The organism is uncultured Shewanella sp., from assembly GCF_947501225.1.
GTDB lineage: Bacteria > Pseudomonadota > Gammaproteobacteria > Enterobacterales > Shewanellaceae > Shewanella.
The window spans coordinates 276,923-297,025 of sequence record NZ_CANMUW010000001.1; the positions used below are offsets into that span (position 1 = coordinate 276,923).

The window sequence follows — 20,103 nt, forward strand, 5'->3', positions numbered from 1 at the left end:
GCGCTTGTGTGATTCACATCCCCATAATCTCGCATTCATCATTTGCTCGGGTATAATGAGGCTTCAGGCCAATTCAATTTATTACCGATGTATTTACCATGCAGTTAAAACCATTATCGAAAGGTCGTTTTCATACGCTTTGGCAGCAGAAACATGACGAGGTTGAGCAGATCATGCTCGATTGCATCAGTGAAGCTAAGGTGGTGCCGGCGCATCAAAAACTGATGCGGCAGGGAGAGAAGGTCAGTTCGCTTATATTAGTGAAAAAGGGGCGGGTATCATTGGGTTACTGTGCCCGTAATGGTCGCAACTTTCAGCTCGGCACCATGGATTGTGATTCGCAACTCTTTGGTGAAATGGAGTTTTTTAGTGACTACCTGTGTCAGCTGGACATCATTGCCGAAGAGGAGGTTGAGATTGAGGTGATCTGTGGCGACAGGTTGCAGCAGGCATTAACTCATAAGCCTATATTCGCGCTCTTCTTTGCCAGTGCGATGGCTATCGATTATCAGGACACCATAGATATTCTGACTCGGCGCATGTTGTACCCTATCGCCTATAACATAGCCTATGACCTGTATCATCAACACCTTAACGATAGGCCTGTCGATGGATTTACCAAATGTTATCTTGAGGCCGAGAGGTTCGCTACCACCGACCGTGTCTATCGTCGCGCAGTAAAGAAACTGGAGGAGTTGGGGCTGATACACAGAGATAAAGAGGAGGGGATTGTTATCTGTGATCTGGAGGGGTTAAAAGCTTACATCGAATAGCGACTGGCTAATTTTTTACCTGGTTGTTACCCCAGACTATGGTGAAAAAAGCCCCCAAACCAGATGTTAACCTAATAATTAACATCGGGCCTGCAGGGCTTATATCAGATTCAAATTAAACCTTTTCAGACAGAGATAGGCTACGCTATTTCTCACTGTGTTAGCTGGCGTTCATCATCAACAAACTCAGCCGTTTTGCGCGCCTCATCCTGATTTTCCGCACTCTTGCCTTAATCCGAATTGTTCTCATATTTCGCATCTGGCTATCTGCTCAACCTGTCAAAGTTCAAGTTCGATGTGGCAGTAATCATATATACCTATTTGAATCGGTAGTTCATTATGCCTTTACTAATTTGTTTACTGCAGTCTGATGTGAGATGAGCAGCATACTCAAGATCATGGCGTAGATAACCGGAATTGCATACATCACGGTTTGCAGGCCGATAATGCTCTCAAACATCGAACTTATTGCCGGGCTGAACATGGCACCCGCACTGCCGCTGATCAAGATGAAGGAGACATTTTTACTGCTGGCCTGCTTCACAAATGAGACACCATAGGCGATAAACGAGTTATAGAGCGCGGCACAGACAAAGCCGTAGCCGTAAGTGAGGTATGACATCCACTCCAGTTTCTCTGTGGTAACAATCACACTGGTGATGATTAAGGCCAATGTCATCATCCCCATCAGGAAGTGTTGAATCTTAACCCGTGACACTATAGCGGTTGAGAGCAGCGCACCGACCAAGGCGGCAGACCAGTATTGGGTGATGATGTTGCCCGCCTCTTCAAACGGAATATCAAACTTCTGTTTGACGAACATAGGTGCCCAGGTCAGGAAGGTATAGAGTGCCAGCATCCCCATGAACAGGCCGATACCGGCACTGATTATCGATGAGTTCCACTCCGATTTTTCACTCTTACCTGTCTCACTGTCTCTGTGTTTTTCGCACAGTGTGAAGTTTGTCATCAGGGCCATGATAGCCGTACCTAAGGCGACGAACCCGACGGCCAGGTAGCTGTAACTCCATGACAGCGCGTTACTCAGGGCGTAAGTGGTAATGAGCGGAAATATCACTCCGGCGACATTAAAGGTGGCATCTTGCACCACCAGCATGCTGCTCTGGATCTTCTCTTTCCATACCGACACCACGATAGTGCCTGCGATACATAGCCCCACACCGCCACACATCCCGACAAGAGTCATGGCCACCATGACAACACTCAGCGAGGAGGTTAAGTGAAGGGCCGCAGCGCTCAGGGCAATGGTCAGGTAGTTGATCAGGGTGATCCGTTTGATACCTATCTTCTCTATCAGGAAGAAGGCGGCAACGGTTCCGGCTAAGGCACCACCGTTGAGTAGTGAGAAAATGGAGGCGACGTCATTGACGTTAGCCGAAAATTTTTCTGCGATAGGTTCGATCAACATACCAAACTGAGTCGCAAAACCCGCCATGATAAAGTTGGCGAGAAAGCTCAGCAGAGTCAGTGAAATTTTGTTTTTCATCATCGGTCCTTAGTCTCTTTTTAAGGCGCGTATCGGGTCCGTTAACTGTTCTTGTTAACCCCGGTTTCAATCAGTTGCAGGCTGTTTCCAGTGCCAGCTCGATCATCTGATTGAATGACAGTTGACGCTCCTGCGCCGATGTCTCCTCCCCGGTTAGGCAGTGATCCGAGACTGTCAGAATGGCTAAGGATTCTATCCCCTGCTGGTGGGCCAGGCCGTAGAGACCGGCGACCTCCATATCTATACCGAGTACGCCGAAACGCTCCAGAGCCGGGATCATATCTTCATCGGGATCGTAATACATATCGCCACTGAAGATGTTACCTACCTTGACGCTGATCTCTTTATCCAGTGCCGAGGTATAGGCCTTGTGTAGCAGTTCGAAGGTCGCGGAGGTTGCCATCTGGTAACCGCTGCTGCGCTTGGTATTGGTGGGAGAGTCGGTACCGGCTGCCTGCGCCAGGATCACATCATGGAGCTTCACATCCTGCTGTGTCGCGCCCAGGCTGCCGACACGTATGATGCGTTTCACCCCGAAGTCATTGATCAACTCATGGGCGTAAAGCACCATAGAGGGGATGCCCATACCGTGGCCCATGACGGAGATACGTTGGCCTTTGTAAAAGCCGGTATAACCCAACATGTTGCGTATGTTAGTTACCTCGACGGCGTCATCAAGGAAAGTCTCGGCGATATATTTTGCCCGCAGTGGATCGCCTGGCATGATAATGGTTTCTGCAAAGTCGCCCATCTGGCCGTTAATATGTGCTGTCATCGCTAATCCCTCTTACGTTATCTTATGAATCTTAAATTGACTCGATACTACGACCGACGGGAGCAAGCCTATTAGGACAAAAGTCCGCAAGGGGGAATTAAAGTCAGAATTTTTGAATTTGATACAGAAAAGCACGGCTCATGTGGCAATTGACAGCAGGGGCCACAGGGGGCCACCGAGTTTGTACAGATGCTTCCATTACAGCACGATACAGAGTCGCATTAACGGGGAAGTTCTTTTGCCGCCGTTTACTGATTTGCAATCAGCCTGTCATGGACGTGCTTGCTCTGTTCGTTGGCATTTAATATTAACCAGTTATCCAGTTTATCCACTGAGCCGATGCTCTCCTCTTTTATATTGACATGCAGAGTATCGTGGGAAATCCCTGTGCCTTCGAGCAGGGTATCTATAGGGCCTAACTTCCCCTCGATTGGATAGTGCTGCTTATGCAGTACGATAAAATCATCGCCATGTATCCTGAATATCAGGGCGTGAGGAAATGAAACTATCAAGGATTGTGTCACATCGATAAGTATCCTGTTGCCACTTTCCCAGCCTTGCTCTTTATTGTATTGAGTGAAATTGGTCAGTAAAATCAAATTGATGCAGTTGTATGGGGCTTCACTCTGCTTATCACTGTTGAGCAGCAGCATATTGTTCAGGTAGTCACGGTTATAGGCACCGGTTAGCTGATCTTTATAGAAGTAGGCAAACCTCTCCTTCTCTATCTCGTTGACAGGTAGCTGGTTTGATTTTGGGCTGGCGATATCTTTCAGGGCAACCTGAGCCGCCTTAACGACTTCAGCGTTAAACTGCTTACCTGCCAGGTGCTGAAGTTCTTCGAGTGCAGACTGAATTGTTTTCCTGCCCTTGTAGACTCGATCTGTCGTCATGGCGTCGAATGCATCGGCCACACTCATAATTTGTGACAGCATAGGGAGCTGCTCCCCCTTCAGACCTTGGGGGTAGCCATTGCCATCATACTGTTCATGGTGATGACGAACTATCTCTGCAATCCCCTGAAATATATCCACCCGCTTCAACATCTGGTAGCTGGTGACGACATGTTGTTGAATAATTTTTCGTTCCAGTGGCGTTAACTTACCTGGTTTCAGCAGTATCGAGTCGGGGGTGGATATCTTCCCCACATCGTGAACCATAGATGCGCGATAGAGTTTATCTATGGCTCGGTTTCTAAACCCCATCTGTTTTGCGATGAGAGATGCGTACTCTCCAACGCGTTTGGTATGACCGGCGGTATAGCTGTCACGGCTCTCTATCATGTCGACGATGGAGAAGATATGTTGCTCATAATTGGCGATCTTTTCCGAGATATAGCGCCGTGTGCGCCAGTACCCCAGTAAAATTGTCGCCACGCCGATTAGCCAGACCACGACAACATAGGGGAGGCTGGCCTTCAGGCGGGAAACCGCACTGGCGTAATAGGGAGTGAGTGCAATGGATGCCGATATCCCACCACGCACATCACCAACGCTATAGCCTTGATGACCGTGACACTTCAGGCATCCCTCCTCGGTAAATAGCGGTATGATGAGCCTCATATGATCCTGGCCATCTATGGGGTGAATTTCGTGATGGGGAGTTTTTGTACCTTCGATAATATTCAGAGAGTCAGATTCCCACTTATCGGCCTTATTGTCGGGGTTGAGTGGCGTATTACTGACAATGCGTCCCTTAGTACCGTATAGCTCTGAATAGTTTTTCATCGTCTGCTTGATGGCATAAGCGGGGTTGATCAGTGTTAAGCCCTGGCCGTTCTCTGTTTTTATATCACGGTTGGGGATATGAGCCAGATATGGGTTGGGTTGGGTATGCTCGGTTATCGGCACGTAGACTCCACCGTGGGAGGTGACCCAGGAGCGGTAGGCCAGATCCTTTTTTATGCTTACGGTGGCTTCTTTGAATGCCAGCCTTTCTGCGTGTCGATGCTCCTGACTAAACCAATTGATCAGGATGGACACGATTAAGAAGGTCCAGACTATAAACAGCGTTACTACAATGAATTTGAGATACGTGACTTTAGTATTCACTCAACACTCCGCTCTTCCATGAAGCTATGCAGCACTTGGTAATTGTAAGGTTATCATGACCTTTGTCTGAAAAACGTCTCGACGCTACGTTTTTTAGCGATCAATTTTCTTTTCTCTTCAATATCACCTCCCTGATATTGTTGTTAAAAGGTTAAACGTCCTCCTGGGATTACGCAAGTAGAAAAACGTCGAATAATTTGTATATCTATTTGATTTATTTGATGGTGCCCTCTGCTTTAACTCATTGGACTCAGGAGGGGAAATAACAGTGATTCAGGTTGGAGAGTGCTGTAGTGATACTCTTACCCGTCGCTTATCAGTGACGGGTAAGAGTAGAGGGGGGGAGCTTAATCTGATCTTAGCCCAAAGATGGGGGCGTCGTAGTCGTATCCTTCGTCTGTGTAAGCGGTGACGATGGCGTCATCGACCAGGCCATCTTTTGCAATGACCTGTGTATTGAAGAAGTGATGTATCTGTTTACGGCGACCGTGTGCCGCCCAACTCTCGCTATCGGCCCATATTTCATTGAACACGATTGGATAGTTAGTTCGGGTGGCACTGGGGTGGTCTATCTGCCGTGTGAGAATGTACTGAATGCAGCCCTGTTCACGCAGAGCATCGGGTTCGAGTGCTTTGAGCACCTCGAACAGTTCATTTTCACATCCGGCTTTGGGACGAAATTGTGCGATAACATAGACACGACTAGACATTGGCTGACCTCTTTTAATGGTTAAGAGAAGCGTTTAGCAGTTAGAGAGTCGGGCAGAACCGCCGAAGTAAACTCACTGCTTTGTTCAGAAATATTAGCTCATTGTGACCCATGATGGCTAATAGTTGAACTTAACTGATGAATGGGGATAATAGCGCCCTTAATTTCTATTTATGACGGTATTTTGAATGCGCCTCGATAAATTTCTGTGTAAGAGTACCGAACTGACCCGAAGCGAAGCGGTGGCATCGATCGAGGCGGCAGAGGTGAGCGTGAACGGCGAGGTGGTCACCGACTCGGCAGTTCAGGTACATGAAAATAATAATATTACGTTAAATGGACAAGTTCTCACCGCTAGAGCCTCGCGTTATATCATGGTGCATAAGCCCCTGAATACACTCAGCTCAAATGTCGATGGTGATTATCCTTCTGTGATGAACTGCCTCGATATGGAAAAAGTGTGTGATCTACATATTGCCGGACGTTTGGACGCAGATACCACGGGGCTTGTGCTGATCACAGACGATGGGCGCTGGTCGTTCAATATTATTAACCCTAAATACCATTGCGAAAAAGTATACCGGGTGAGTCTGCGCGACCCTATCACAGCTGACATAGCACAAAAATTTGCCCGAGGCGTGCAACTGCAGGGGGAGGCCTCCCTGACCCGGCCCGCTAAATTGGAGGAGCTGGAACCCAAAGAGGTGTTGCTAACGATAACGGAAGGCAGATATCACCAGGTTAAGCGCATGTTTGCCGCCGTGGGCAACCGGGTCAATGCCCTGCATCGGCAGCAGATAGGTGATGTTACTCTCGATATTGATGTCGGTCGCTGGCGGCACCTGACAGCGGCTGAAATTAACTCCTTTTCCGATAACTAGCGTCTAGCTGTAATGTTCGTAGAGTTTATCTAGCGCGACAGATAGACCATTTTCGGTCACAACCCTTATATGTTTTTTGTCTATCTCTCTGGCGTTACTGACACCGCATGAATGAGCGATTAACCCCAGACCGTAGTGGATATACTTGTTGTAGTTAGCCACTCTTCGGGTTTTATCTTTAACATTTAACCCTTGCTGTAACCGTTTGTTATGGGTGGTGATGCCCGTAGGGCAGGTGTCTTTATTGCATTGCAGCGCCTGAATGCATCCAAGGGCGAACATAAAACCACGGGCCGAGACTATAAAGTCGGCGCCAAGCGCGATTGCCCAGGCGACTTTCGAAGGGGTGATCAGTTTGCCCGATGCTATCAGTTTGATGCGATCTCTTAGTTGGTGATGCTCCAGTCGTTTAACCACCTGGGGTAAACTCTCTTTCAGTGGCAAGCCAACGTAATCCATCAGGGATTGAGGCGCTGCGCCCGTACCGCCGTCGGCGCTGTCGATGGTGATAAAATCCGGTGCCGATTGGGCGCCGCGCCGGTTAATTTCCGCCAGCAGTTCATCGAACCAGTCCATCGAACCAAATACGGCTTTAAAGCCTACGGGCTTTCCTGTCTGTGACCTGATAAGGGCTATCATGTCGAGGAGATCCGCCACATTATTCAGCTCTTTATGACCGTTGGGGCTGATAGAGTCTTGTCCCTGAGGGATCCCCCGTATTCTGGCTATGTCGGCGGTCACTTTTTTCCCCGGTAAAATCCCCCCTTTTCCCGGTTTGGCACCCTGGGATATTTTTATCTCAAACATTTTAACTTCCGGGTGAGCGGCGATTTGATTCAGTTTCTCTTTACTTAGTCCTCCCTGTTCATCGTTGACACCGTACTTAGCCGTCCCGATCTGAAATACGAGATCGGCCTTCCCCTCCAGATGATAGGGGCTGAGCCCTCCCTCGCCCGTGTTTAGCCAGCAGCCGCATAGGTGAGCACCATGGGATAGGGCCTGAACGGCAGGTTTAGATATGGCGCCATAGCTCATACCTGAGATATTAAAAATTGAGTTGGGGGTGTATGGATAACGGCACCCTTCACCTATGGTGATCGGAGCGGGAGAGACGGCATTCTCTTCCAGTATCGGGAAGGCGCAGTTCATAAACATGATGGTGCCGGAGGGATCTAAACTGAGTGTCGAACCGAAGGGGACAGTGCGATCCACATTCTTGGCCGCCTTATACACCCAGCTTCTTTCGGCGCGATTAAATGGCATCTCTTCGCGATCCATCGCCATGAAGTATTGCCTGAAAAATGCACCTTGTTTTTCGAGAATATACCTGAACCTTCCGATCACAGGGTAGTTGTGACGAATGGCTTGTTTGTGTTGCTTTTTATCGGCGATATAGAGGTAGATAACGACTAATGCGCCGCTACCTACAACGAAAATAAACAGGCTGGCAAGAAAATCGAGACTAAGAAGAATGAAGTCGCTCATTAATACTCCTCCTCTGATTTAGCCTTCAGGCATCGATGGTTATCCTGGATAGGTATAGCCCTAAGCTGAATATTTAGTATAGCGGTACAATGAAAGAGACCGCTATTATTCTCCCTTAGTTACAAGGCTCGGTGATATTCGTAACCTTATCTTTCACCGAGTCTGGCCGTGCCTGGATTTATTAACAATCGATATCAGTGCAGTATTTGAGTGAGTCTCATGCCTTCTTGAGCAGAGGGGGATTTGCACTGAGCAAATATATCCAGATTTTTATCATATTGCGTCGAGTGAACATTCAACATCCCCAACATGCTGTGGAATATATTATCGTGGCTGAAGCTATCTCCCCTGGCGCGGCTCTGTAAACAGGTTTTATCTATGTAGGGGCTGCGCTGCTCGGGAAACCAGGCTAACAAGGGGATATGTTTCTGCTCTTGTGGTGCGAATGCATAGGGGAAACCATGCAGGTAGGCTCCTGACTCGCCGAGAGATTCGCCATGATCTGAGACATATAGCATAGAGGGCTGTACATCTTGTGGCAGGGTATTGAGGCTGGTAATGACCTCAGACAGTACCAGATCGGTATAGGCTATCGTGTTATCGTAGGTATTAACCAGAGACTGGACAGAGCAGTTTTGTATATCGCTTCGTTGGCAATCGTCTTTAAAGGGGCGTGTTTCGCTCGGATAACGTCTGAAATAGGTAGGCCCATGAGAACCTATCATATGGAGCACAATCAGCGTAGTAGGGGCAGTTAGGTGGGCCAGCTTCTCCTTAAGCGGTTCCAGTAGTACCTCATCGAAACAGTATTCGCCATCACACAGAGGGTTATCAGACTTCACATCGATGTTTATGGTGGGGACGCGCTTACATACGCCTTTACAGCCGTTGTTATCAACCCAAAGTACATCCACCCCGGCGAGGGATACCAGATCCAGCAGATTCTGTTCATACTTGGCATCAAGCTCATCGTAACTGTCTCTTGTTAATGCAGAGAACATACAGGGGAGGGAAACTGCAGTTGCAGTTCCACAGGAGAACATCTTCTCGAACGATATCAGGCCGAACTTTTTGGTGGCCTGATTTGTGGGTCTGTCATAGCCGTTGTATGAGAAGTTTTGTGCCCGAGCAGTCTCTCCAATCACCATGACAATCACTTTTTTCCGGCCACTATCTGAGACCTCAAGAGTGGGGCTGGCATCGAGGATTTTAAAACTTCTCGGTTTAGTAAAGTAATGATCTTTAGAATATTTAAAGCTATCGACCAGATAGGTAAAGGGGATAGATGATTTTTGTAGCTGTCTGTTATTGCGTCCAACGGAGGCATAGTTGGGGTAAAAGAGTGCGACGATGATCACCATGGAGAGTATAGAGATGGTGATCAGTTTTACTCTGGATACCATGGAACTCATTCTCGGCTGGTGCCTGAGCTTTACGCTTAAGATAAACGTGGCCGGTAATATTCCGGTAAACAGAAGGAAGGCCGCCAGGTGCCAGTTCAGGTAGGAGAGTGCCTCCGCGGTATTGGTCTGTGCAGAGTTTTGGATCATACCGTAATCAAATACAACACCGTAAGTGAGCTTGGCATAGAAGACCATGGAGGAGATGAGAGTTAAGCCGATAAGAGCCGGTTTGATAATGGGTCTGGCCGATAACAGTGAGAACAGAATCGTACACAGGTTAAATGCCAGCACCGGGACGGTGGCGAGAAATAACAGGTTATAACTATCTAAGGCCAGCACAGTGCTGGCCACCTCTTTGAGGAAAGGGAAGTTAAATACCAGGGTAAAATAGAGCGCGACTAACAAGATAAGCTGGTTGGTACTGAACGGGTATTTTGAGAGGCGGATTGAGGGAGCTGACATGGCTGAGTGTCCTAAAGTTGTGATGAGACGCAGTGTTAATTTGTGGCTCATCCATAAGCGCAAGCAGCATATCACCGGCATTGACGTCGAAATGTAAGCTGTTGTCCGCCCTGAGTAAGCATTTGTAAGCGTCCGGTAATCCGGGCCGTTTGAGGGGCAGCAAAAACGCAGGAGGTGAACTAGGCTTAAAAACGTGAATCACATGAAGGGAGTGGCTATGAAGCGCGAACCGGTGATCTTCAGCAAACGAGTCAGAGCCGTTTTTCAGCTCAACAGAGACAAGATTGGTTTGCCATTCTTCTCTGGTTTTCCTAAGAACTCCTGCCGGGGGGCCTCTCTCTTTCTGGGCTACCTGCTCAAGGAGCAGTTTCCGGGAACCAAGATAGAGTTGATTCACGGCTCACACAGATATAAAGATGAACACCACTACTGGCTTGAGGTAGATGGTTATACCTTCGATATTACCGCCGATCAGTTTGAGCAATTCTCATCCCCAATCTATGCATGGGTGGCTAATCCCTTAAAGGAGTATTTCTCCGTTGTCGACCGAACTTGTGTGACTAAATCTTTTTTGAAGTACGACTCAATCGGGAGTTGGGCCAAGAGAGATATTTTGAAGCAGTTAAAGTCGTTGTACAGTGGCTGTAAAACTCCCTTTTGAAACAGTTTGGTTATTAGTTGATTTAATAGTTAAAACTGGGAGTAGATCAAAAGAGGTTCACTAATATCCATATCAGGATTGCGATACTTTTTTTTATCGTTATATTAAATGTAACAAAAAATAACAATTAGCTAGAAGCTAGTGATAACCCGGCTGGATTAAGGGCCTTGATGAAGAATAACAAAAGAGTGTTAGTCGCGCTTTACCTTTCCCTGGCAGCTGTGCTCTGCCTGTTGAGTGCGCTACTTTACTTTCATTACGGTATAGATGATAAGGCGCACTATGTTACCTCTCAAGAGTGTCAGCAGTGCCATAATGCCAGATACGACTCCTGGAAAAACCAAACACTTCATCCCATCATGTTTCATCCTGTTAATGACCCGGATGAGATACAGGGAGATTTCGATATAGATACACCTGTGCTCACCTTCAGGAAGGAGGAGGTAGAGTTCGTCATAGGTAATAAATGGGAGCAGGTTTATGCAAGGATGATCGATGGTGAATATTACCCCTTCCCCGCAAAGTGGTTAATTACGACGCAACAGTGGATCCCCTACAAAGTTGATAACTGGCGGGACACCCCCTTATCGACTAATTGTAATGGCTGTCATACAACTGGTTTTAATTCAGATACCTATGAGTTTTCCGAGTATGGGATAGGCTGTGAAGCCTGCCACGGTCCGGCGAGTAAGCATGTAGAGCAACAGCAGCGCCTATCCTCCGACACCCTATGTAGCCTTTGCCATGCTAATGATGCTCCCCCTGAAGATCTGGAGATCATCGTCTCGGTTAAAAACTCCGTCTGTGGCCAGTGTCATAGCCGGGGGCAGCAGAGCCGTGGAAGCGAGCATATGCAGACAAGCTTTAATTTTCCGTTGAACTATACCCCGGGTGAGGAGTTACCGGCCGATTATCAACAATCAACTAAGCAGAACGATACCAAGGGCAAATACTGGTGGGCGAAAGGGTTATCCAAAAACAGACATCAGGAGTTTGCGGACTTTTCGGTGTCGGCGCACAGCAAGTCTCTTCGAAACCTGAAAGAGAAAAATACTCCGGGCAGAGGTGAACTCACCGATGAGTGTCTCAAGTGCCACTCGGCCGATTATCTGTTTGCGGAGCGGGGCAGTAAACCTACGCTGGAAACGGCTCGGGAGGGGGTAACTTGCGTGGTGTGCCACGATCCCCACGGATTAGAACGTGAATTTAGCTCATTGCATGTCAGTGCCGAGCGTTGTGGTTCCTGTCATCTCGATAGCTTTTCAAATAATGCGGCTGACAGCGGCAGGGCACATACCCCTTGTCCGCCGAGTGCGGCTAAATGCGCCGACTGTCATATGCCCTATATTATTGAGACCGGCGGAGCATTTCCTATTCGTAGTCATGCTTTTAAAATTGTTCCTCCAATTGCTACGGCGGAGCTGAACATGCCTAACTCCTGTCAAAATGGGGGGTGTCACTCAGACAGGAGCTTAGAGTGGGCCCTGAAGGCATTCGATAAACATTACCCGGAATATACCGGCAATGAATAGATTAAAAGCTGACAGCCGGAAAATTAAAGACTTTCCTTTTACGAAAAAGATAGGCTACAAGCTCACGGGAAGCTTTCTTCTGGCCATTTTGTTCGTATTAGCGGTGGGGCTGTTTTTCAATCTGAAAATGGTGCAGAGTAATTATTCACACCTGATGCATTCGGAGTTTCAGGGGATCTTAGATGCCCATGAGTTTGCCATAGAGCAGTATATTACCGCATCACAGACCTGGTCGAAGCATTTGGCAGATGAAAGCGGGCTTGAAGAGATATTAACCCGAACCGAGCTGTCTGTACCTGAGATAGAGCAGTTTTTTAAGGAACATGAGGTCGTTTTCTTCGAAAGCACATTCGTGAACCTGCTGGATGGTGAGGGAGAGGTGATCTACTGCTCACACCAATGTGACTATCTCGGTAATTCGCTTGCGGGTGTGGAGCTTATCAGGCAGGTAAAAGTCTCACAAGAGACCAAGAGTGCGATCGTCAATGATAGCGATAAGTTTGCTTTTTACTCTGTCTCTCCGGTCTTTAACAGCGCCCCTTCGAGTGAAAGTATCGGTTATGTTATTGTCGGAAAAATTATTGATGATAAATATCTGTCGGAGATCCAACTGGGTGATGATGACATCGAGATTGCCATCGTTCGTGACAGGGCGGTGATGGCATCGACAATAACCGTTGCAGGACAGCCGCTTATCGATATTCCCATCCCCTATCTGGAATACCTGCAGTTACTAAAAAAAGCAGATGGAATCATTGAGATACAGTTTTCAAAGGTGAGGTATTTTGCAACCGCCAAAGATCTTGAACAGATGAGTGGTGGTCTGTCTGGTTCAATCTTGCTGTTGAAGCCCCGCAAGGAACTCGAAAGTATCGAATCGGCACTCTTTTCCCAGTATCTGTACCTGACGCTTCTCTCTGTGATGATCATCATGGTACTAGGTTCTGTTATCACCAGGCGTCTCCTCTCTCCGGTGCTTAATCTGACGAATGCCTCTATTGAGGTTGCCAGTGGAAAGCACGGGATAAGGGCCGAGATCCAGAGTAATGATGAGTTCGCCGTATTAGCCAGTAATTTCAATACTATGCTAGTAACCATAGAGGATCAGCACAGCTTTATTCAGAGACAAAATGAGTCGCTGGAGGAGAGGGTTGAGGAGCGTACCCAGGACCTGCACCTGGTGATGAACGATTTGAAGAAGCTGACGGTTGCGGTTGAGAAAAGCCCGGTTGGCATGGTCATCACAGATTCGAAGGGAATCATCGAATATGTCAATCCTATGTTTACTGAGCTGTCGGGTTACACCAAAGGGCAAGCCGTTGGACAAACTCCCAGAATTTTAAAGTCATCGCATACCGGCGAAGAGCAGATTAAAGAGCTGTGTCAGCATGTTTCACAGGGCCACTCCTGGCGGGGAGAGTTTTATAACCGGACGAATCGCGGACAGTTGGTATGGCATCGGGTGTTGATCACTCCTATTACAGATGAGTCAGGCCTGATATCTAACTATTTGGGCTCCATAGAAGATATTACCGAGAAGAAAGAGAGTGAGGAGAAGCTGATCCAACAGGCGACATTCGATACCCTGACTCAGTTACCTAATCGCTTCCTGGCCGAATATCGCCTCAATCAGACCCTCTCTGCAGCTCAAAGAGAGGGGAGGAAAGGTGCCCTGCTGTTTCTCGACTTAGACAACTTTAAAGAAGTTAATGACACTCATGGACATCATGCAGGGGATGAACTGTTAAAGACGGTAGCTCAGCTGATGAGTAATGCGGTGAGAAAGGAGGATACCGTTGCCCGTCTCGGTGGAGATGAGTTCCTTGTGATATTAAATCATATTCAAAAGCGTGAAGATGCTGAGTCTGTCGCCAATAAAATCATCGCCCTGGTCGCACAGGAGCCTCTGATTGAAAATTGCTCCATAAAGGTGTCTGCCAGCATAGGGATTGCAGTGTTTCCTGATGATGCAATCAAGGCTAAAAAGTTGATTCAGAAAGCAGATACGGCCATGTATGTGGCGAAAAAACAGGGGAAGAATCGCTTCAGCTTTTTCAGGGAGGATGATAGTTAATTCATTAACATAATAAATTAGTAATAAGACCATTCGTATGAAAAATGATAAGTCTTCCTGCTCTGCTTCTCGGTCCATACTTATGATGGTATTGTCTATAACAGCTTTAAGCTCTATAGAAAGCTAGTTTTGAATGAATGTTTTACTAATTAAAGAGATGCTTGTAAGGTAAGCCATAAATGGCGGCTGTTTTAAAGATAGATAAAAGTAAAGACGTTAATGAAAAGCATGAAAGATGTACCCAATGTTGAATTTCGGGCTCCTAACATTCAAAAGTCTGGTGTAGAAGTTTTAGACCTAGATATATTTTATAAGAAGCTTTCGCAATGTAAATTCGACCCCTCAAAACCTCATCGAATTAACTATTTCTGCTTTATCTATATAACTCAGGGGCAGGGTGGTCACTTCATCGACTTTCAGTATCATACCTTTCAGAAGGGAAGCTTTATATTTGTCAATAAAAACCAGGTGCATGCGTTTGACTTAAAGAGTCGTCCTCAGGGAAAGATGATCAATGTTACCGAAGCATTTTTCGACTCTATTCTGACCAATATTCGCATTCCGCTATTTACGCCCACTCATCTGGTGACTTCATATCAGCCTGTTATAACCTTGAGTGACTCATTGACTGAGACCTGCGATGCGCTGTTGTTGGAGATCGATAGGGCTCAAACACCGACGAAAAGTGACCCTCTGTTGATACAGCTGCTATTCTCTTCTCTTTTGGTCGCTTTAGCACGAGAGCGCAAAAGCAATACCGAGCACTTGAGTGAGACTCAGGCGATGCGCTTTAATCAATTCCTGCTCTCCATTGAGGAGAAGTTCACTCAGACACGAGAAGCGTCTGTCTATGCCGATATGCTACATATATCATATAAGTCATTGAATCAATTGTGTAAGCTGGCATGCGACCAAACCGCCAAACAGCTGATCGATGCCCACACCATATTAGAGATCAAACGTAGGCTCATCATAGATAACTCTCAGGTACAGGAGATCGCCTTTGAGCTGGGCTTCGATGATGTGCCTTACTTCGTCAGATTTTTTAAGCGACATACGCTAGTCACTCCCTCTCAGTTTAAAGAATATTCTAAGGCGAAATAATTCAGTTCCGGCTCTGCCGGTGGGGCTGCCGTTTGTGAGAGGGCGGCCGGCTTTCGCTTGTTCATTTCTATTTCAGCAGGCTCTAACCGGATGTCGTCAGATGAGAGTGTCATTCGATACCTCTTTGAGTTCACAAAATGACAGCAAGGTTCGATAAGTGCAATTTTAAAGTCAATAAGTCTATGCCCGAGTGCGAACCTTTCCACTACTTTTAGGGTATTAAAAAATGAAGCGAGAAGGGTTAAATACATTATTTTTAAACAGTTTAAGTTCGAATCTAACTTTTAGGTTGGTTTTGTTAATGAACGCATGCTTTTATGCATCGACGGTTTAGCTGTAGCTGTGAGTAATGTGATTGTTCCTATCGACTCGTTTCATATTTTAATTGTTATGCTTCATAAGGTTAATTAATTTTTTTGGAGCGTGACGGCAAAATAAAAAGTAGTACTAATCGGAAAGGCAATATGCGCTTTTTAGAGATGGTGCTAACGGTTCTACAATAAAAATAACATCCAATATATTAAGTAATAAATATATTAAGGGCATGTCATGATGAATATAAAAGATAAACAGGTACCATATAAGAAGTTAATACTCGCGGGTATGATCTCTTTACTGGTAGCTTGTGGTAGCGATAACGATGACCCACTCCCGCCACCGGAAGAGAATAATCCACCGATTGCCAATCCAAGCGATGCTGAAACCGTTATCGGCAGCAGTATCCTGATAGACGCCTTAGCTAACGATACCGATCCCGATGGCGATCCATTGACTATCGAAACCGTGAGCGTGACAGACGGAACAGGAACGGCATCGATTCAGGATAATAAGATCCTCTTCGTACCTGAAGAGGTTGGTACCACAATAATCAATTACACTATCTCAGATGGCAACGGCGGCGAGGCAGAGTCGATTGTCACTGTGGTCGTGACAGCAAGCGGGGCGGCTTTGGCCTATGTCGGTACAGAGACCTGTATCGCCTGTCATACGGATAAGAAGACCTACTATGAGACAGGTCACAACTTCAAGCTGACCAAGGTCGAGGGTGAGAAACCTCTTTATCCGTTTACTGCAATTCCAGATGGCATCCTGGAGTTTTTGGATGTAAACAACACGCTGGGTAACCCTTCCAGTTGGGCTGATATCTCTTACGTTATCGGTGGTTACAAGAGCAGCACCATGTTTATCGACCAAAATGGCTACATCATGACCGGGGATGCGGTCGGTACATTCCCTGTTCCGGAGGGGACTGAAGCGACAGCACAAATGACCTGGCCCTGGAGTAAGAATGATGCACCGGATTCACATGGCTATGATTACTGCGGCAGATGCCACACCACAGGTTGGAAGGACTACACTGAGGGCGCAGGCGATAACCGTAACCTGAACAGACAAGATGATATGCCGGGAATGGGTGGCACCTTCGCCATGACTGGTGTTCAGTGTGAAAGTTGCCATGGCGCAGGTAGTGAACATATTAAGGCTCCGTCAAAGCATAATATCGTTAAGTTAGCTGAAGCACGTGTTACTTCAGATTACACTGCCGATGATATGGGATATGGTAAACCTGCCAAGTGTCAGGAGTGTCATACAACAGATGACGCCGTCAGACGTTACCCTTCATATCAGTCTCCCTTTGAGCAGGAGTTTGGTGGCGAAACCCTGAATGCGCGCTTGAAGCTGAACACAGGTTTTGGACCGGAAGGGCGTCGAGGTGGTCGTGGTGGCCGTCACGCGGGGACAACCATAATAGGTACCGACCCGGACACCGGCGAGGCTATGGGTAAGAAGAAGGGCTTCACCTGCTCAACCTGTCATAACCCTCACAGATCTGAACACTACCAGGATCAGCCGGGTCATGGAGACGCAATGGTAAGGCAGTGTACTGACTGTCATACCAAGGAGTTTGCCGACGTCCCTGGCAGCGACATAGCTTCAGCCGCTCACGAGTTCATTGCTGAGTGTACAGATTGTCATATGCCTAGTGAATCTCACCTGTTCAAGATCGATCTCGAGGGGGCAAAAGATGACCCAAGACACTTCTCTGCAGATGGCGTTTACATGAAACCTTGGCTACGTGCCTACGACAGCTGCTCTGGTTGTCATGAGGAGGATTATGACCTGAGAGCCTCTAAGATAGGAAAGATCCATAAATAATCGTTTTCCTGCAACGCTCTAAGGCTATTGCCTTAGCCAATGCCAGTCACAGTGAGTGACTGGCATTTTTTGCCTTGTGAGATAAAGAGTTCGCTCCCCCTGGGTTGTTTGTCGAATACAGCATCCGTTGAACACTGTGCAGTTGAATTCATACCAATCAGTATAAAGATGTGATCGCTCAGCGAGAGTTTAGCGCTTCTGAGGTAAGGCAGCGAGTGAAGAGCATAGTTGTTCTACGTTTAAGCTCGTTAACGCAACATCAGAAGCGCTAAAACTCGCCTTTCAGGAGTGTTTTTGGCTGCCTACTTCCACGTTGAATAGCTTCACAAGGGAGCACCATTGCATCATCTATTCGCCTTGAATTAGTTTGCCAAAAATAACTCTGAGTAGATCACTTTCTTATACTGATTGGTATCACCAATATTTTAGCGCCTGATGCCATGCAGTGCCTGCCAGGTTCGATAATTACCATTTATATGCCGGTTTCTCTATTCCGCTATCCGTGAGATTAGAATATTGTTCCTACTGCAGGGATAAACGAAAGCTAAATGATAATAAAAGGGTCGCTTGATAGATGGACTAATCATAATAACGACGAAATCCGATGACGGTTTGAACAGCGTTCCCTGGCAGTGTGTCCGGAACAGTAGCAAGAGCCGCCATGAGAGTGATTTTGAAGTCAGAGCATCTAACAGCAACAAGACTCATATGTAGATAACATCTCTCACAATCTCTCCCCCGAGCCAATGCCGGTCAATTATATTGACCGGCATTTTTTTGTCTCTGCCCTATTACCCTTTTGATAATTTGCGCAATTATTACCCCGTGATAATATCAAACAGACATATAGGAGCGGATCATAAAAATATGAAAAAAATAATAAAATCACTTCTTGCCAGCAGTATTCTTCTCAGCTTCGGTACTCTGGGAGAAACGAGCTTAATTACCAATATCAAAGGCTATAGCGTCAATGATGGTAAGTTGACCCGGTTCAGTGCCATGACCTTTAAAGGAGACAGGATCGACAGGCTTTTCGTTCAAGGTGAGCCGTTACCAGAAGAGGCGGATATTAAGCATATCGATGGCCATGGACAAACCATGCTCCCGGGCTTGATAGACGCCCATGGACATGTTTTGGGCTATGGGCTCAGCCTGATGCGGGCTCAGCTCAGAGGGGCCGAGTCTGAGCTGGAAGCGGTGGAGCGGGTGCGGTTATTTCGCGCTGAAAACCCTGAGTTGAGCTGGATTCAGGGGCGTGGCTGGAATCAGGTCCTCTGGCCGAACAAGAGATTCCCTACGGCCTCGAGTCTTGACAAACAATTTCCCGACACTCCGGTTTGGCTCAGGCGCATCGATGGACACGCAGGCTGGGCCAACACTGCAGCGATGAAGTTAGCCAATATCGGTGCGGAAACTCAGTCTCCTAAAGGGGGAGAGATCGTTCGCGATGCGAACGGATTACCCACGGGGGTGTTTATCGATAACGCCATGGATCTTATCACCGAGAATATTCCCTCGCTGACGCGCTCCGAGCAGAGGAGTGTGCTGCTAACCTCTATGAATGCACTGGCAAAACAGGGGCTCACCAGTGTACATGATGCAGGGGTTGGTAGCATGACTCTGGAGGTGTACAGGTCGTTAGCTGAGTCGGATCAGATGCCGATACGTGTCTATGCCATGGTCTCGGCGGCTGATGAGAAGTTTGAAAGCCTGATGGAGCAGGGGCCTTACAAGCACAGTTCAGATAAACTTTCGATCAGCAGCGTAAAAATATCATCCGACGGCGCGCTGGGAAGTCGCGGGGCAGCGCTTATTGAAGATTACAGCGATCTTCCCGGCCACAAGGGGCTGCTCCTCTATTCAGACAAGAAGCTGACGGCAACTATGAAGCTGGCTATGGATTCAGGCTTTCAGGTTAATACCCATGCCATTGGCGATAATGCCAATAAACTCGTGTTGGATAACTATGAAACCTTGATCAAGCAGACCGGCACCCGCGAGTTAAGACATAGGGTTGAACATGCTCAGGTGTTAAGGCTCGATGATATCCCAAGGTTTGCCAAGCTCAACGTTATCGCCTCGATGCAGGCGACCCATGCCACCAGCGATAAAAATATGGCCGAAGCGCGATTGGGCAGCGAACGTATAAAGGGGGCTTACGCCTGGCGTAAGGTTCTAGAGTCAGGTGCTATCATTGCCGCAGGTTCCGATTTCCCGATTGAGTCGGCTAACCCCTTCTATGGTTTGCACGCCTCGACTACCCGTCAGGACCATCAAAATCTGCCCGAGGGAGGCTGGTATAGCAAGGAGAAGATGACACTCACAGAAGCGTTGAAGAGCTTTACCCGTGATGCGGCTTTTGCAGCCCATCAAGAGAAGCTGATTGGCCAGCTAAAGCCCGGAATGAAAGCTGACTTCATCTTAATCGATAGCGATATCTTTAATATCAACCCCGAAGGCTTGTGGCAGACCAAGGTCAATCAAACCTGGGTAGATGGACAGAGGGTGTATTGAAGCGGCCGCAGGCAG

At 47.3% G+C, this 20,103-nt stretch carries 14 protein-coding genes; 8 read left to right on the top strand and 6 right to left on the bottom strand.

Annotated features, from left to right (window positions below; genetic code table 11):
• Nucleotides 1-98 precede the first annotated feature (98 nt).
• Nucleotides 99-773: a Crp/Fnr family transcriptional regulator gene (locus tag Q1B47_RS01200; protein ID WP_299787347.1), complete on the top strand. Its 675-nt coding sequence runs from the start codon at nt 99-101 to the stop codon at nt 771-773.
• Nucleotides 774-1,110: 337 nt separating this feature from the next.
• Here Q1B47_RS01200 and tsgA read toward each other — a convergent pair whose 3' ends face one another.
• The 4 genes from tsgA to Q1B47_RS01220 form a co-directional block, all read right to left on the bottom strand.
• Nucleotides 1,111-2,280: an MFS transporter TsgA gene (gene tsgA / locus Q1B47_RS01205; protein WP_299787350.1), complete on the bottom strand. Its 1,170-nt coding sequence runs from the start codon at nt 2,278-2,280 to the stop codon at nt 1,111-1,113.
• Between the two features lie 70 nt (nt 2,281-2,350).
• The gene (gene deoD / locus Q1B47_RS01210) at nt 2,351-3,055 is read right to left on the bottom strand and encodes a purine-nucleoside phosphorylase (RefSeq protein ID WP_299787354.1); all 705 of its coding nucleotides are present in this window, start codon (nt 3,053-3,055) and stop codon (nt 2,351-2,353) included.
• Nucleotides 3,056-3,303: 248 nt separating this feature from the next.
• The gene (locus Q1B47_RS01215) at nt 3,304-5,106 is read right to left on the bottom strand and encodes an HD domain-containing phosphohydrolase (protein ID WP_299787357.1); all 1,803 of its coding nucleotides are present in this window, start codon (nt 5,104-5,106) and stop codon (nt 3,304-3,306) included.
• 347 nt (nt 5,107-5,453) lie between these two features.
• Entirely contained in the window at nt 5,454-5,816 is a 363-nt protein-coding gene (locus Q1B47_RS01220) for an antibiotic biosynthesis monooxygenase (RefSeq protein WP_299787360.1), read from the bottom strand.
• Nucleotides 5,817-6,003: 187 nt separating this feature from the next.
• On the opposite strand from Q1B47_RS01220, the gene Q1B47_RS01225 reads away from it, so the two are divergent.
• Entirely contained in the window at nt 6,004-6,696 is a 693-nt protein-coding gene (locus tag Q1B47_RS01225; RefSeq protein ID WP_299787363.1) for a pseudouridine synthase, read from the top strand.
• A gap of 3 nt (nt 6,697-6,699) precedes the next feature.
• Here Q1B47_RS01225 and Q1B47_RS01230 read toward each other — a convergent pair whose 3' ends face one another.
• Entirely contained in the window at nt 6,700-8,181 is a 1,482-nt protein-coding gene (locus Q1B47_RS01230) for an FMN-binding glutamate synthase family protein (RefSeq protein WP_299787366.1), read from the bottom strand.
• A 194-nt stretch (nt 8,182-8,375) separates the two neighbouring features.
• Nucleotides 8,376-10,046: a phosphoethanolamine--lipid A transferase gene (locus Q1B47_RS01235; protein ID WP_299787369.1), complete on the bottom strand. Its 1,671-nt coding sequence runs from the start codon at nt 10,044-10,046 to the stop codon at nt 8,376-8,378.
• Nucleotides 10,047-10,263: 217 nt separating this feature from the next.
• Between Q1B47_RS01235 and Q1B47_RS01240 the strand changes: the two genes are divergently transcribed.
• The 6 genes from Q1B47_RS01240 to Q1B47_RS01265 all read left to right on the top strand — a co-directional run bounded on the left by Q1B47_RS01240 (nt 10,264) and on the right by Q1B47_RS01265 (nt 20,088).
• The gene (locus tag Q1B47_RS01240) at nt 10,264-10,707 is read left to right on the top strand and encodes a hypothetical protein (RefSeq protein WP_299787372.1); all 444 of its coding nucleotides are present in this window, start codon (nt 10,264-10,266) and stop codon (nt 10,705-10,707) included.
• A gap of 170 nt (nt 10,708-10,877) precedes the next feature.
• On the top strand, nt 10,878-12,239 hold the full coding sequence (locus Q1B47_RS01245; protein WP_299787375.1) for a multiheme c-type cytochrome: 1,362 nt from the start codon (nt 10,878-10,880) through the stop codon (nt 12,237-12,239).
• On the top strand, nt 12,232-14,313 hold the full coding sequence (locus tag Q1B47_RS01250) for a diguanylate cyclase (RefSeq protein ID WP_299787379.1): 2,082 nt from the start codon (nt 12,232-12,234) through the stop codon (nt 14,311-14,313). The genes Q1B47_RS01245 and Q1B47_RS01250 overlap by 8 nt, the downstream gene beginning before the upstream one ends.
• A 219-nt stretch (nt 14,314-14,532) precedes the next feature.
• A complete protein-coding gene (locus Q1B47_RS01255; protein ID WP_299787382.1) occupies nt 14,533-15,417 on the top strand; it encodes a helix-turn-helix transcriptional regulator in 885 nt (294 codons plus the stop codon).
• Nucleotides 15,418-15,966: 549 nt separating this feature from the next.
• Entirely contained in the window at nt 15,967-17,574 is a 1,608-nt protein-coding gene (locus tag Q1B47_RS01260) for an Ig-like domain-containing protein (protein WP_299787385.1), read from the top strand.
• Between the two features lie 867 nt (nt 17,575-18,441).
• Nucleotides 18,442-20,088: an amidohydrolase gene (locus tag Q1B47_RS01265; RefSeq protein ID WP_299787388.1), complete on the top strand. Its 1,647-nt coding sequence runs from the start codon at nt 18,442-18,444 to the stop codon at nt 20,086-20,088.
• The last annotated feature ends 15 nt before the right edge of the window (nt 20,089-20,103 follow it).